This window comes from Sulfurimonas sp. CVO, assembly GCF_009883775.1.
Lineage (GTDB): Bacteria > Campylobacterota > Campylobacteria > Campylobacterales > Sulfurimonadaceae > Sulfurimonas > Sulfurimonas xiamenensis.
In genome coordinates, this window is sequence record NZ_CP033720.1 from 1,332,674 (window position 1) to 1,346,833 (window position 14,160).

Annotated in this window: 12 protein-coding genes and 1 tRNA gene; 9 read left to right on the forward strand and 4 right to left on the reverse strand. The window is 33.9% G+C overall.

Annotation, left to right across the window (positions count from 1 at the left end; genetic code table 11):
- Positions 1 to 7: 7 nt before the first annotated feature.
- The 4 genes from CVO_RS06705 to CVO_RS06720 form a co-directional block, all read right to left on the reverse strand.
- Positions 8 to 772 carry an energy transducer TonB gene (locus CVO_RS06705; protein ID WP_159571075.1) on the reverse strand — a complete coding sequence of 255 codons (765 nt, stop codon included), beginning with the start codon at positions 770 to 772 and terminating at the stop codon, positions 8 to 10.
- Positions 773 to 827: 55 nt separating this feature from the next.
- On the reverse strand, positions 828 to 2,003 hold the full coding sequence (locus tag CVO_RS06710) for an ammonium transporter (RefSeq protein ID WP_152298980.1): 1,176 nt from the start codon (positions 2,001 to 2,003) through the stop codon (positions 828 to 830).
- A gap of 163 nt (positions 2,004 to 2,166) precedes the next feature.
- The gene (locus CVO_RS06715; protein ID WP_152298979.1) at positions 2,167 to 2,505 is read right to left on the reverse strand and encodes a P-II family nitrogen regulator; all 339 of its coding nucleotides are present in this window, start codon (positions 2,503 to 2,505) and stop codon (positions 2,167 to 2,169) included.
- A gap of 178 nt (positions 2,506 to 2,683) precedes the next feature.
- Positions 2,684 to 3,937 carry an ammonium transporter gene (locus CVO_RS06720; RefSeq protein ID WP_159571078.1) on the reverse strand — a complete coding sequence of 418 codons (1,254 nt, stop codon included), beginning with the start codon at positions 3,935 to 3,937 and terminating at the stop codon, positions 2,684 to 2,686.
- A gap of 167 nt (positions 3,938 to 4,104) precedes the next feature.
- On the opposite strand from CVO_RS06720, the gene CVO_RS06725 reads away from it, so the two are divergent.
- The 9 genes from CVO_RS06725 to CVO_RS06765 all read left to right on the forward strand — a co-directional run bounded on the left by CVO_RS06725 (position 4,105) and on the right by CVO_RS06765 (position 14,146).
- Entirely contained in the window at positions 4,105 to 6,090 is a 1,986-nt protein-coding gene (locus CVO_RS06725) for a transporter-like protein (protein ID WP_159571082.1), read from the forward strand.
- Positions 6,091 to 6,219: 129 nt separating this feature from the next.
- A complete protein-coding gene (gene gyrA, locus CVO_RS06730; RefSeq protein ID WP_152298976.1) occupies positions 6,220 to 8,700 on the forward strand; it encodes a DNA gyrase subunit A in 2,481 nt (826 codons plus the stop codon).
- 314 nt (positions 8,701 to 9,014) lie between these two features.
- Positions 9,015 to 10,049 carry an aspartate-semialdehyde dehydrogenase gene (locus CVO_RS06735; protein WP_152298975.1) on the forward strand — a complete coding sequence of 345 codons (1,035 nt, stop codon included), beginning with the start codon at positions 9,015 to 9,017 and terminating at the stop codon, positions 10,047 to 10,049.
- A gap of 3 nt (positions 10,050 to 10,052) precedes the next feature.
- Positions 10,053 to 10,571, forward strand: a complete 519-nt coding sequence (locus tag CVO_RS06740) for a YqhA family protein (protein ID WP_188093743.1) — start codon at positions 10,053 to 10,055, stop codon at positions 10,569 to 10,571.
- Positions 10,572 to 10,596: 25 nt separating this feature from the next.
- Complete coding sequence (gene hemE / locus CVO_RS06745; RefSeq protein WP_152298974.1) at positions 10,597 to 11,628, forward strand: uroporphyrinogen decarboxylase; 1,032 nt, start codon at positions 10,597 to 10,599, stop codon at positions 11,626 to 11,628.
- The gene (locus CVO_RS06750; protein WP_159571085.1) at positions 11,629 to 12,561 is read left to right on the forward strand and encodes a radical SAM protein; all 933 of its coding nucleotides are present in this window, start codon (positions 11,629 to 11,631) and stop codon (positions 12,559 to 12,561) included.
- A gap of 58 nt (positions 12,562 to 12,619) precedes the next feature.
- Positions 12,620 to 12,694: transfer RNA gene (locus tag CVO_RS06755), tRNA-Asn, on the forward strand.
- Between the two features lie 169 nt (positions 12,695 to 12,863).
- Positions 12,864 to 13,421: a DUF1007 family protein gene (locus tag CVO_RS06760; RefSeq protein ID WP_152298972.1), complete on the forward strand. Its 558-nt coding sequence runs from the start codon at positions 12,864 to 12,866 to the stop codon at positions 13,419 to 13,421.
- The gene (locus CVO_RS06765; RefSeq protein WP_152298971.1) at positions 13,418 to 14,146 is read left to right on the forward strand and encodes a nickel/cobalt transporter; all 729 of its coding nucleotides are present in this window, start codon (positions 13,418 to 13,420) and stop codon (positions 14,144 to 14,146) included. The genes CVO_RS06760 and CVO_RS06765 overlap by 4 nt, the downstream gene beginning before the upstream one ends.
- The last annotated feature ends 14 nt before the right edge of the window (positions 14,147 to 14,160 follow it).

Consider the following 14,160-nt stretch of genomic DNA (forward strand, 5'->3'; position numbering starts at 1 on the left):
AAAGTTATTAATTTAAATGATAGTTTATAGGAATATTTAAAATAACTTCTTCACTCGGTTTTGGAAATTTTTCTGAGAGTTGTTTAATAGTTTCTATTGCGGCTTTACTAAGAACATCGCTACTTGACTCAACAACTTCAATATTATGGACAACAGCATTTGTATCTAGTGTAAATTTAACAACAACCAAGCCCGTAGTGCCTCTTCTTCTTGCACTTGCCGGATAGTAAAGATTTTCTTTTAATAATTGTGCTATTTTTTGTATATTTACTTTTATATACTTTTCTGTCAACTCTTTTTGCTGCAGTTGTCCATCTCCCTGCTTTGATTCAAACACTTCTTTTTGAGCAACTTGTTCTTCTGCAACAACTTCTTGTGTGACTTCTTGGGTAACTTCCTGAGTGATTTCTTTTTCTTCTTTGACCGGCTCAGCAACAGGTTTTACATCTGCTACTTTTACCTCTTTTGGTATCTCTTTTTTTGGTTTTTCAACTTTTTTTTCTATCTTTTTTGGTTTTTCTACTTTTTTTTCTATTTTCTTCGGTTTTTCAATTTTCTTTGGCTCTTCAATTTTTTGTACTTTTTCAATTTTTTTCAACTCTTGCTGTTGAGGCACTCTTTTACCTAGCTCCATGTTACAAAGTCTTAAACAAACTCTGTTATGCTCTATTTTTTCAACTTTATTATAAGTTTCCCATGTAAAAAAAAGTGTTAAAAATAAAATAACATGAATAAAAAGAGATATAAAAAATGAACTGCTGCATCTAATCATAAAAGAAATAGTAACAGAAAATCTATTACTATTTTATTAAAATATTTTTAAAGTTTTATATAGCTCTTTTAAACTCCGGATAAGATTCAACACCGCACTCATTTATATCCATACCTATAAGCTGCGCTTCATCGTTTGCTCTAAATTTAAATAACCTATTTATGATGTATATAACTGCGAAAGAGAGTGAAAATGTAAAAATTCCAACAACAATTACTCCTTTGAGCTGAGAAATAAAAGAAACATTATCTACAAAAATTCCAACAGCCAAAGTTCCCCATATACCATTTACCAAATGTACAGAGAGAGCTCCTACAGGATCATCTAATTTAAATTTATCAAATACCGCCACTGCAAAAACTACTAAAGCGCCACCTACAAAACCTATCAAAATAGGTGTATACATATCATAAAGATTTGGAGCAGCAGTTATGGCAACCAACCCCCCTAAAGCTCCGTTTAAAATCATAGTAATATCAAAAAGTTTATATTTGATATACATTATAATTCCAACAATTATAGCGCCTGCAAGACCGGCGGTATTTGTATTCATAATTGTTTTTGCAACACTATTTGCATTTTCTACACTAGAGATTGAACCGATACTCCCGCCGTTAAATCCAAACCATCCGATCCAAAGCAAAAGAGCCCCAAGCACAACAAGCGGAATATTTGAAGCAGGAATAACTCTTATTTTTCCATCAATATAACGACCCTTTCTAGGACCCACAATAAATAACGCTGCTAAAAGAGCCCATCCTCCAGTTGAATGGATAACCGTTGAGCCGGCCAAATCATATATATCGATATCAAATATAGTTCCGGCAATTACATCCGCACCCCAGCTGATGTTTACTACAAGAGGATATATAACAGCGCCCATTACAACCGTAAAAATGGCTAAAGGAATTATGCGTACGCGTTCACTAACGCCGCCGCTCATAATATTTACTGTTTTACCCACAAAAGCCATCTGAAACATAAAAACAGCCCATATACTGCTTGAAACACTATCCCAATTTCCAAAAGCAAGTTTATAACCAACAAGTAAAAAAGCCAAAGAAGCAACCGCATAAATCATCACATTTGTCGTAAGAACTGCTGAAACATTTTTAGTACGAACCAAACCTGCTTCAAGCATAGCAAAACCAGGAACCATAAAAATAATTAGTGTCATTGTAAAAAGGGTAAAGAAAGTATCGAGAATATATTTAAAATCTGTCTCTAGCATATAATATCCTTTAAAATTTAAAAAAAATTATAGCTTAGAAACAGCGTTTATTATTTTTTCATTGATTAATTTTTAATCAATTTTTTTCAGACAAAAAGTTGCTAGAGATGTTTAACTTCTATCCTTAAAATGGATAAAATCCGCTCTAACAGGATTAGGTTAGTTATATAGCTTCGCTGTCTGTTTCACCCGTACGAATACGAATTATTTTTTCAATATCTGTTACAAAGATTTTTCCATCACCTATTTTTCCAGTTCTAGCAGCCTCTACGATAGTATTTGTCACCTCTTCAACACTATCATCTTCGACTACCATCTCCATCTTTATTTTCGGAAGAAAATCCACAACATATTCGGCACCGCGATAAAGTTCGCTATGCCCCTTTTGGCGACCATAACCTTTTACTTCACTTACAGTCATACCTGTAACCCCAATTTCAGCCAAAGCATCTTTTACATCTTCTAATTTAAATGGCTTTATAACCGCTTCTATTTTTTTCATAACAATATCTCCAAATTAAGTTTAAAATTGTAACCATTTTTATGGTTTTAATCAACAAAAATCCAATTTTACATTTTTTGTAATTCTCTAAAAACTCCGTTTTTTCGTAGCTTTAGGATGTTGTAGGGACAAATTGTCCCTGTCATTAAAATGGATGAGCTCATTTTAATGTTAGACATCAAATATTTAACGCCTTCTCTCCATGAAGAGTTTCATCAAGCCCTATGCTTTCGCTCTCTTCATCAACTCTGCCACCTCCTGTCAGCTTTGAAGAGACAAAATAAACGACTGCTGTTGCAGCAGCACTATAAACTATTGTCAAAGAGATAGCTTTTAGCTGATTTACTAGCTGTGAAGCCATATTATACTCAGCAGGCATTGCATAAGATGCTATAAACAGTGCTGTAGCAACTGACCCCCAGATACCGACTAAACCATGAATCCAAAAAGCATCCAGCGCATCATCAACTTTAAACATATTTTTAAGTTTTGTAACGCCAAAAAAGCCAACAATACCACCCACTAAGCCGATGATAATAGCACCTTCTACACCGGCACTTCCAGAAGCGGGAGTAATTGCAACCAAACCTGCAACAGCACCTGATGCACCTCCAACTATGGTAGCTTTTTTATAAATCAGCCACTCAGTTATAACCCAGCCTATAACACCGAGTGATGCAGCAACATTTGTGACCAAAAATGCGGATGCGGCAATACCGTCTGCAGCCAACTGAGATCCTGCATTAAAACCAAACCATCCAAACCAGAGCAGTGCCGCACCAAGAGATACTAAAATCGGAGAAAAAGGTTTTATAGCAACTTTACCGTAATCTTTTCTTCGTCCAAGTATCAAAGCTACTACCAAACCTGCGACACCTGCATTAAGATGAACAACCGTTCCCCCCGCAAAATCCATTTCATTAAAATGCAGAGTTTCTCCTCCACCCCATGCCCAGTGAGTAATCGGTGCGTAAACAACAATTATCCATAAGGCTGCAAATAAAATATAAGTAGAAAACTTTACTCTCTCTATCATAGAACCGCTTGCAATTGCAACTGCAATCGCCGCAAAAGTTCCTTGAAAAGCCACAAAAAGAAGTTCAGGAATAGTTCCGCTTAATGTATCAGAAGTAATCCCGGATAAAAGCACCTTGCCGCTGCCAATGATATCACCTTCTCCAAAAGCAATGGAGTAACCGACTAAAATCCATACCAATGTTCCAACAGCATAAGCACCCAAACTCATGCTTATAGTATTAAGCACATTTTTAGAACGAGTCAAACCGCCGTAAAAAAGTGCCAATCCAGCCGGAGTCATAAGCATTACAAAAGCAGTAGCAACAAGCATCCAAGCAGTATCTCCGCTACTTAACAACTCATCTGCAAATGTCAATGAGGGGAGCATCAATAACATAAAAATGTATCTCTTCATTTTTTATCCTTTATAGTTAAAGTTTTAAAATTATACACCTATAAAAAATTAAATAATCAATTTGTTGATTAATTTTTAATCAAAACAACATTTTACTAATTTTAATATAGAATTATCTTTTTTTATTTTATAATGAAGACTATTATAGCTTTTTAGAGGGATGTTTAATGGAAAGTATGCTTGATTCTTTAGTTAAAAATTTAAAAAGCAGTGATTTGTCTATTATTGAAAAATTGACATATATTATTGATTTTATAAGACCTGCTGATGTAAATGATATTGATAACTCCATTAAAAAAATCCATCAAATTGTTAATTACTTAAATAATAACACTAAAACAGCTGATGATTTATCTGCTTGCGTAAACAGATGGCTGATAAAATCTAGAATTTCAACAAATATCTCAAACTTAGGCATTTTGTCCAGAGATGGATTTTTACATGAACTTAATAAGCGTTTTTATAATAAATTTCTGCCTTCGCCCCCAAAAGAAGGGGATTTTAAATACCTCTTTGCAACACTTTTTTACAAAAACAATGATCATATATGGGTCAATGCAATTGAAAATGAAATCTGGATAGAGTTTTTTTCCACAATTTTATATAATAATGAGTATTCTCAAACAACAAAAGATTATCTTTTTGACGAGCTTCTATATGCTGTCGAAATCTTATCTATCTGGATAGCTTCTGAAGAGTTTGATGAAAACTTTATCAGAATAGACAGCTCTTTGCTCAATAAAGATTCTGCATTTATAGAGCTCCATAGAAGTATAAGCAGCTTTATCACAGTGATTCAAAAAGCAAAAATAGATATTAATTCAACTGAACTAGATTTTCAACATACTAAAGTTATATTAGAACAGTGTCATGATCAAGTCTCATTTTTAAAGAAAAAATCAATAAACAAAGGTATTTCCGTAGCTTTAACTTATGAACTTGAGAGATTAGAACAGATAATCCAAAGAGTAGAAGATATTCTTGAGCTTATCAAAAAATTTGATACCCCTGAATTTTACAACTCTCTTATAGAATTATTTAAAGAATCAGTTCAATACAATAGTAAAAAAAACTCTATTTATTACTTTTATAATCAAAACATTAAAATACTTGCAAAAAGCATCACAAATAATGCCAGTGAACATGGAGAACACTATATAACAAGTGATAAAAATGAGTATCTTAAAATGTTTTTCTCTGCCGCCGGCGCAGGAATTATTATAGCTATTATGGCACTTTTAAAGATAAATATTTATCAGCTAGATCTCTCTCTGTTTTCTCAAACTTTTCTCTCAAGTTTAAATTATGGATTAGGATTTGTGCTTATTCATATGCTGGGTTTTACCATTGCAACAAAACAGCCCGCTATGACAGCTTCTACATTTGCAAAAGCTATCGAAAAAGAGCAAAACAACAAAGCCAACCAACTCAAACTCGTTGAACTTATTTTTCAAGTAAGCCGTTCCCAATTTGCAGCAGTTATGGGGAATGTTATACTGGCGCTTAGCGTTGCTTTTGTAATTAGTTTTTTCTTCTTTTCCAATGATTTTAAAATACTCTCAGTAGAAGAGAAAATGTACTATCTAGAAGGCATAAAATCTTACTCTGCCCTTTTTTATGCAGCCATAGCAGGAATTTGGCTTTTTTGTTCAGGACTTATTGCCGGATACTTTGACAATAGAGCAAACTATCTCAATCTTAAGGAGAGATATTTTTACCACCCTTTTTTTAAAAAATATCTTTCGCCAAATTTAAGAGAAAAAACAGCTGAGTATTTATATGAAAACCATGGGGCAATGGCAGGAAATTTTTTCTTTGGTATTCTTTTAGGCATTACTCCGTTTTTAGGATATCTTTTCAATCTTCCTTTAGAGATAAGACATGTTGCTTTCTCTACTGCAAATCTTGGATACTGTAGTGCAGATTTTCTACTCTCTTTAAAAGACTTTTTTATTGCTTTTGTTTTTGTTTTTATGATAGGTTTTGTAAATCTTAGTGTCAGTTTTATTTTAGCGCTCAAAATATCTTTAAAATCAAGAGACGCCTATTTTGGAAGCGTTTTTTCATTTTTAAAACTCTTAGCAACTGAGTCTCTTAAACGACCTTGGGAATTACTTTTTCCTATAAAAAAGAGTGAAAAAACAAGCTCCTAAAGAAAAAATTCAAATGTTCTTCTTTTTCACAAAAAGCCTTTGTTTAAGAACTTTTACCGCTATTTTCTAATTTCTTAAGGGACAATAAGATATTATAAAAAGATTTTATTTTTAAACTAGGTGTTTTATATGAGCGATTTGCTAACTAACGATAATATACAAACTATAAACATTGAAGAGTCTCTTCAAAACAGCTATCTTGATTACTCTATGAGTGTAATTGTAGGTCGTGCACTTCCTGATGTTCGTGATGGACTAAAACCTGTTCATAGAAGAATTCTATATGCTATGGACAAACTAAATCTCTCTCACGGAGCAAAGTTTAAAAAATCCGCGCGTATTGTCGGTGATGTTATCGGTCAATACCATCCACATGGGGATACAGCTGTCTACGATGCTTTAGTTCGCATGGCGCAAGATTTTTCTATGAGAATGGAACTTGTAGACGGTCAAGGAAACTTTGGTTCAGTTGACGGCGACAGTGCCGCTGCTATGCGTTATACTGAAGCGAGAATGACAAAATATGCCGGTGAACTTCTTAAAGATTTAGAAAAAAACACGGTAAACATGATAGACAACTACGACGGAACGACAAAAGAGCCTGATGTTATGCCTACACGCGTACCAAATATTCTTATAAACGGCTCTTCGGGCATTGCAGTCGGTATGGCAACAAATATCCCTCCACATAATCCAAAAGAGATTATGAACGGGCTAAAAGCACTTTTGGCAAACCCTAAAATTGAACTTGCTGAATTAATGAGGTATATAAAAGCTCCTGATTTTCCAACAGGCGGAACAATATTTGGAAAAAAAGGAATTATGGACGCTTATGAGACTGGACGCGGACGCATAAAAGTTCGTGCTAAAACTCATATTGAAAAAAAAGGAAACAGAGATGTTATCGTCATTGATGAACTTCCTTATCAGGTGAACAAAGCACGCCTTATAGAAAGTATAGCAAATCTTGTAAAAGATAAGATGATCGAGGGTGTATCAGAGATTCGTGATGAGTCTGACCGTGAAGGTATACGCGTAGTAATAGAGCTTAAAAAAGATGCAATGAGCGAAATAGTTTTAAACAATCTTTTCAAGCAGACAAGCATGCAGACTACTTTTGGTATCATTATGCTCTCTATCCTAAACCAAGAGCCAAGAATTTTCGGAATTATAGATATCTTAAAACATTTTATTAATCATCGTAAAACTATTATTATCCGCCGCACTATTTTTGATCTTGAAAAAGCAAAAGCAAGAGCTCACATTTTAGAAGGACTTAAAAAAGCGCTTGATATTATTGATGAGATTATTAGAGTTATTAAATCAAGTAAAAACATTGAAGATGCCAGAGATAATTTAGTCTCAGAATTTGATTTTACGACTATTCAGGCTCAAAGTATCGTTGATATGCGTCTTGGCAAACTAACAGGCCTAGAGCGTGAAAAAATCGAAAACGAACTTCGTGAACTTATTGAACTTATTGAATATTTAGAGTCGATTTTAAAAAGCGAAGAGGTACTACATGGAATCATAGATCAAGAGTTTGACGAAATTCTAACTATCTATACGGATGAAAGACGAACTGATATTGAAGATGATTATGATGACATAGATATTGAAGATCTGATTCCAAACGAGCCAATGGTTGTTACTATTACGCATAGAGGCTACATTAAAAGAGTTCCTTTGGCGCAGTACGAAAAACAAAAAAGAGGCGGAAAAGGCAAAACTGCAGTCACTACTTATGAAGACGATTTTATAGAGAGATTCTTTACATGTAATACACATGATACGCTTCTTTTTGTGACTGACCGCGGACAACTGCACTGGCTAAAAGTTTATAAAATTCCTGAAGGAAGCAGAACGGCAAAAGGAAAAGCTGTTGTAAATCTGCTTAATCTAGTAGCTGATGAACAGATTCAATCCATAAATCCTACAACAGACTTTAGCGAAGAGAAATCTTTGGTATTTTTTACAAAAAAAGGTATTGTAAAAAGAACAAACTTAAGTGAATTTTCAAATATCAGAAGCAACGGCGTAAAAGCTATCAGTCTAGATGATGATGATTCTATTATTACTGCTAAAATTGCAGATCAAAGCATTAAATATCTCTTTATCGTAACAAAACTTGCACAATGTATTAAGTTTGATATAAACAAAACACGCGATCAAGGCAGAAATACAAGAGGTGTTAGAGGCATTAAATTTAAACATGCTGATGATGAAGTTGTAGATGCAAATATTATTTCAAGTGATGAAGAAGAGATTTTAATAGTAAGCGAAAAGGGCATCGGCAAACGAACAGAAGCCGGTGAATACCGTTTAACAAATCGCGGCGGTTCAGGTGTAATCGCTATGAAAATTACTGCAAAAACCGGTAAATATGTAGTAGGATGTTTAATGGTTGATGAACGAATGGACATGATGGCACTTACAAAAGCCGGTAAAATGATAAGAGTTGATATGCAAACTATCTCAAAATCAAGCAGAAATACAAGTGGTGTCTATATTGTCAAAGGCGATGATGTAGCAAGCGTTTCTCGTTGTCCAAAACAGCCTATTGAAGAAGAGGATGATGATGACTCTTTGTTTGATACAGAAGAGTTATAACAATATTTATTTGCAAGTTCACCTGCATTAAATGCAAGTGAACTCTATATATTTTTACAAATTTTGCAATTTAATTCAAAGTCGATTTTAATGATAATTTTGTTATAGTTGCTGCTTAAAAAGATGGCTGTTTATATGTCAAAAATCTAAAATTTTTTAGTAAAAAACTACAAATAGTTAAAGATTATAACAATATGAAAGAATCTTTTAATATAAATACTTTAGTTACTGTTATCAAAAACTTTAGAATCTTCCCCTTAATATGGGTAAAACAAATTTAAAAAAATAAAAATTTATGAACTATAGGAGTAGGAATGTCAAAAAAATATAATGTGGCAGTTGTTGGTGCAAACGGAGCAGTTGGGGAAGAGATATTGGCAATTTTAAATGAAGTTAATTTTCCAATTAACAAACTTGTTCCACTTGCTAGTGCTAGAAGTGCAGGAACAAAGATAGAATTTGCCGGTAAAAGTATAATTATAAAAGAGTTGACTGATACTATTTTTGAAGAAGAAGAGGTAGAAATAGCACTTTTTAGTGCAGGAGGAAGTGTAAGCGCCCAGTTTGCTCCTGCCGCTGTAAAAGCCGGAGCAGTTGTAATTGACAATACTTCACATTTCAGAATGGATCAAAATACTCCGCTTGTTGTTCCTGAAGTAAATCCTGAAGATATTTCAAAATGGGAGAAAACCGGAGTTATTGCAAACCCTAACTGCTCTACCATTCAAATGGTTCAAACACTCAAACCTCTTGATGAAGCTTATGATATTAAAAGAATTGATGTAAGCACATATCAGGCAACCTCAGGAGCCGGAAAAAGTGCAATGGAAGAGTTAGTTACGCAAATGCATGACTTTTTTGCTTTTAAATTAGATCAAAGCGAGCATAAAGCATTTAAACACCAAATAGCTTTAAATGTTATTCCTCAAATAGATGTTTTTATGGAAAACGGGTATACAAAAGAGGAGATGAAAATGGTAAATGAAACAACCAAAATCATGCATAAACAGATTCCTCTAAGTGCTACCTGCGTTCGTGTCCCGACTCTTCGCGGTCATGCAGAAGCTCTTACTATTACTTTTGCGAATGAAGTTAAAGCAGATGAGGCAAGAGAGCTTTTAAGAAAAGCTCCAAATATTGTTATTTTAGACAATCCTTCAGAGTCTCTATACCCTATGCCTGCAATTTGTTTAGAAAAAAATGAAACTTTTGTAGGCCGCATTAGAAATGACAATTTTTCTAAAAATATGCTTCATCTTTTTATTGTTGCTGACAATTTAAGAGTTGGTGCTGCTACAAATGCAGTAAGAATAGCTCAAAAATGGATAGAGATGGAAGAGGAAAAGTAGACAATGCTGGAAAAAATGTTTGAAAAAAGTCTATGGGGTTCAAGATTTATCATAATTCTTGCTGTAGTCTTTGGTCTTGTCGGTGCTGTTTTACTCTTTTTGGTTGCTAGTTTTGACATTTACGAAACAGCAGCTTATGTTATAAACACATATATAACGCATGCTCATCCGGAACATTTCCATGAAGAAGTTGTAGGCGGCATTATCGGTGCAGTAGATCTTTATCTTATTGGTGTTGTAATGATAATTTTCTCTTTTGGTCTATATGAACTTTTTATCTCAGATATAGATCCTGCAAAAGATGAGCATGGAGAAGAGAATCAACTTTTAGCAGTTCACTCTCTGGATCAATTAAAAGATAAAATATCCAAAGTTATTGTTATGGTTTTAGTTGTCGGATTTTTTCAAAAAGTCGGGCATACTACATATAGCGGTGCGCTGGATCTGCTCTACCTGGCTCTTTCAATAACAGCGGTTGCGGTAGGTCTTTACTTTTTAAGCAAAGTCGGAAAAAGTCACTAAAAATAAAATAATATCAAGGATTAAAATGAGTAAAATATTTGTAGACGCATGTTTTGGAAAAGAGACTCCGTACACTCCGGTTTGGATGATGAGACAAGCAGGCCGTTATCTTCCAGAATATATGAAAGTGCGCGCAGAAGCAGGAAACTTTTTAAATCTTTGTCATGATCCAAAAAAAGCTTGCGAAGTAACACTTCAACCAGTTGATATTGTCGGTGTTGATGCCGCTATTCTTTTTAGTGATATATTGGTTGTTCCAAATGAGATGGGAATGGATTTGGAGTTCATAAAAGGCGAGGGACCAAAATTTCATAATCCTATTAAAAATGAAGCTGACTTAAATAGACTTATCGGCGGCAAAGAAGCTGCATCTAAACTGACTTATGTTTACGACACTATTAAACTTATAAGAGAAGAATTAGCAGATGACAAAGCCCTTATCGGTTTTACGGGTGCTCCTTGGACTCTGGCAACATATATGATAGAGGGAGAAGGTACAAAAACTTACAATATCTGTAAAAAAATGATGTACTCAAATCCTGAACTTTTGCATAAAATCTTAGCAAAAGTAACTGAAGTTGTAAAATTTTACATGGAAAAACAGATCGAATCGGGCATAGATGTAGTTCAAATCTTTGACTCATGGGCAGCTGCAATTGAGCCTTCTAAATATGATGAATTTTCTTGGAAATATATGGTAGAAATTGCAGACTATTTAAAAGCAAAATATCCTCATATCCCAATTATCATGTTCCCTAAAGGTATTCCTGCATTTTTGGATAAAGTATATGGAGAGTTTGAAGTATTTGGCGTTGACTGGTCAACTCCTATGGCTTTGGCAAAAGAAAAATTGGGTGAGAAATATGTTCTTCAAGGAAACATGGAGCCATGCAGGCTCTATTCAAAAGAGGCAACGACCGAGTGCGTAGAAGCGCTGCAAAACATCATGGGCGGAAAAAGACATATCTTCAACCTAGGTCACGGCATCCTTCCCGATGTTCCTGTTGAGAATGCAAAACATTTCATAGCTGAATGTCACAGAGTCAGTAAAAAATAAGTGAAGACTATTTTTGGTCCCATAAACTCAAGAAGATTTGGTTCTTCTTTGGGTATAGATCTCTCCCCCGCTCTAAAACAGTGCAATTTTGACTGTCTCTATTGCGAACTAGCTCCAAGTGCAACAACCGATGTACAAAAAAAAGTAGTAGAAGTCTCTACGATAATTAACGAGTTAAAAGAGCATCTAAACGACAAAATAGATGTCATAACCATAACTGCAAACGGTGAACCGACTCTCTACCCTTATCTCGATGAACTTATTGATGAAATAAACAAAATCAAAGGCAATGCACAAACGCTTATCCTAACAAACAGCGCAACACTTGTTGATGATAAAATTTTCAATTCACTTCTAAAACTTGACCAAGTTAAACTCTCTCTTGATGCAGTAAGTAAAAATGTTTTTAAGAGAATAGACAGACCGCATGCAGGCATAGAGATAAAAGATATCGTTCAAAAAGTGATAGATTTCTCCAAGGCTTTCAAAGGAAAACTCTTCATAGAAATACTCTTTGTTCACGGTCTAAACGACACACAAGATGAGATAAAAAAACTAAACGAAGTTCTACTGAAACTTGATGTGAGCAGAATTGATTTAGGCACAATTGACAGACCGCCTGCCTATCCTGTAAGCGGACTTAGCTACAAAGAGCTTCATGATGCATCCCTGCTCTTTGACAGTTCTCTTCCTATCCATATAGCTTCAAGAACTCACGCAGAACCAAACAACTCTAGCTATAGTGATGAAGAGATTTTAAATACGCTCGACAAAAGACCGCTAACCATAGATGACATCAACCTGCTCTTTGACCAAAATAGCAAAAAGCGACTTGAAAATCTCATCTCTTGCTCAAAAATAGTTACTAAAAAAGTGGGAAATTTGGAATTTTTTATCCTAAATGAAAACGAAAAGCGAAAACGCGCAAAGTAGCATAAAAAAATCTTGACTTTTTAAAACTCATTAAGTATAATTTCGACCTATCAAATATTCCGGATTAGCTCAGCGGTAGAGTAGGTGACTGTTAATCACTTGGTCACTGGTTCGAATCCAGTATCCGGAGCCACTCACTTCAAAAGTCTTATTTTAGGCATCTTCAAAGCTTTTATTTTTCATGCTAGCTATATGGTAACTAAAATATATCTATATGAACATCACTTGTTACAATCGATTATTATTATCAAAATATAAGTTTTTTTTAGTTAGCATTTAAAACAAAAAAAATAAAGGCTGTTATGAAGTATATAGTTATTTTATCATTTTTATATACTCTATTATTTAGCCATCCTCATGTATTTGTAGATGTTAAATTTGATATAGTCATAAACCAAAATAGTTCAGATATGGATGTGTATTGGTATTTTGATGAGATGACTTCAAATCTTTTACTGATGGATTTTGATCAAAACAGAAATAATAAACTAGAGAAAGAAGAGATAGCTTTTTTAAAACAAGAATCATTTGACAACTTAAAAGAGTTCAACTACTATATCTCCCCGCATCAAAAAAACAAAAAATTAAAATTTTCAGAGCCGCAAAATTTCACAGCCTATATAGAAGGGGCTAAACTTGTATATAAATTCAGTATTTCAACGAATATAGATTTATCAATAAAAGAGCTTAAGATAGGCTGTTTTGATGAAGAAAATCTAACTTCTTTTCATCTTAGCGAAGATATAAAAATAAAAATTAACCATGAAAATATAGATCTTTCTTCTGTAGATTCTAAACTAGAAGACAAAGATTACTATATCGCAGATATGTTGATTGTCAAATGGAGAGGAATTAAATGAGTGAAATTTGGGGAAAATTTATTTATGAGATAAATAGTTATCAAAAAATATTAAATACAAATATAGCATCCTCTTTTAAACAGGTAGATGAAGCAGGTATTTATGGCTCACTCACCATTATAGCTATTGCTTTTGTTTATGGCATAGTTCATGCGGCCGGACCTGGTCATGGCAAAGCAATAGTAGCTTCATATTTTTTATCTCAAGGCAGAAGGCTTATAAGCGCTTTTAAAATGGGCTATCTTGTTTCAACAATTCATGCTTTATCAGCTTTAATCCTAACATTTTTAATCTACTATTTGGTAGATGGTCTCTTTTCTAGAACATTCAACCAAAGTGTGGATATTATGTATAAAGTTTCCGGAATATTTATTATTTTTGTCGGACTTTATTTAATCTATGAATTAAAAAAAGAGTGGAATACTTATGAAAAAATAGAAAAAACAAAAGATAAAAAGTCATATATTGTAGCGCTCTCAGTCGGCATAGTTCCCTGCCCCGGAGTTATGACTGTTCTTTTTTTCTCTTTAATGATGGGACATCTTGTAACCGGTATTTTGGCAACCATAGCCATGAGTATAGGAATGGGGCTTACTATATCGCTCACAGGAGCTTTAGCCATCAAAAGTTCTCATATAGCAAAAAACAATTCAATTATTATCAAGATACTTCAAGTATTATCTCCTTTTTTGGTACTCTGCATAGGAGTGTTCCTTGTTTTGTAACAATATAAACAAAA

Excerpts from the sequence above, each read along its gene's own strand:
- CVO_RS06705 (WP_159571075.1), bottom strand. The coding sequence starts at position 772 with ATGATTAGATGCAGCAGTTCATTTTTTATATCTCTTTTTATTCATGTT.
- CVO_RS06710 (WP_152298980.1), bottom strand. The coding sequence starts at position 2,003 with ATGCTAGAGACAGATTTTAAATATATTCTCGATACTTTCTTTACCCTT.
- CVO_RS06715 (WP_152298979.1), bottom strand. The coding sequence starts at position 2,505 with ATGAAAAAAATAGAAGCGGTTATAAAGCCATTTAAATTAGAAGATGTA.
- CVO_RS06720 (WP_159571078.1), bottom strand. The coding sequence starts at position 3,937 with ATGAAGAGATACATTTTTATGTTATTGATGCTCCCCTCATTGACATTT.
- CVO_RS06725 (WP_159571082.1), top strand. The coding sequence starts at position 4,105 with ATGGAAAGTATGCTTGATTCTTTAGTTAAAAATTTAAAAAGCAGTGAT.
- gyrA (WP_152298976.1), top strand. The coding sequence starts at position 6,220 with ATGAGCGATTTGCTAACTAACGATAATATACAAACTATAAACATTGAA.
- CVO_RS06735 (WP_152298975.1), top strand. The coding sequence starts at position 9,015 with ATGTCAAAAAAATATAATGTGGCAGTTGTTGGTGCAAACGGAGCAGTT.
- CVO_RS06740 (WP_188093743.1), top strand. The coding sequence starts at position 10,053 with ATGCTGGAAAAAATGTTTGAAAAAAGTCTATGGGGTTCAAGATTTATC.
- hemE (WP_152298974.1), top strand. The coding sequence starts at position 10,597 with ATGAGTAAAATATTTGTAGACGCATGTTTTGGAAAAGAGACTCCGTAC.
- CVO_RS06760 (WP_152298972.1), top strand. The coding sequence starts at position 12,864 with ATGAAGTATATAGTTATTTTATCATTTTTATATACTCTATTATTTAGC.
- CVO_RS06765 (WP_152298971.1), top strand. The coding sequence starts at position 13,418 with ATGAGTGAAATTTGGGGAAAATTTATTTATGAGATAAATAGTTATCAA.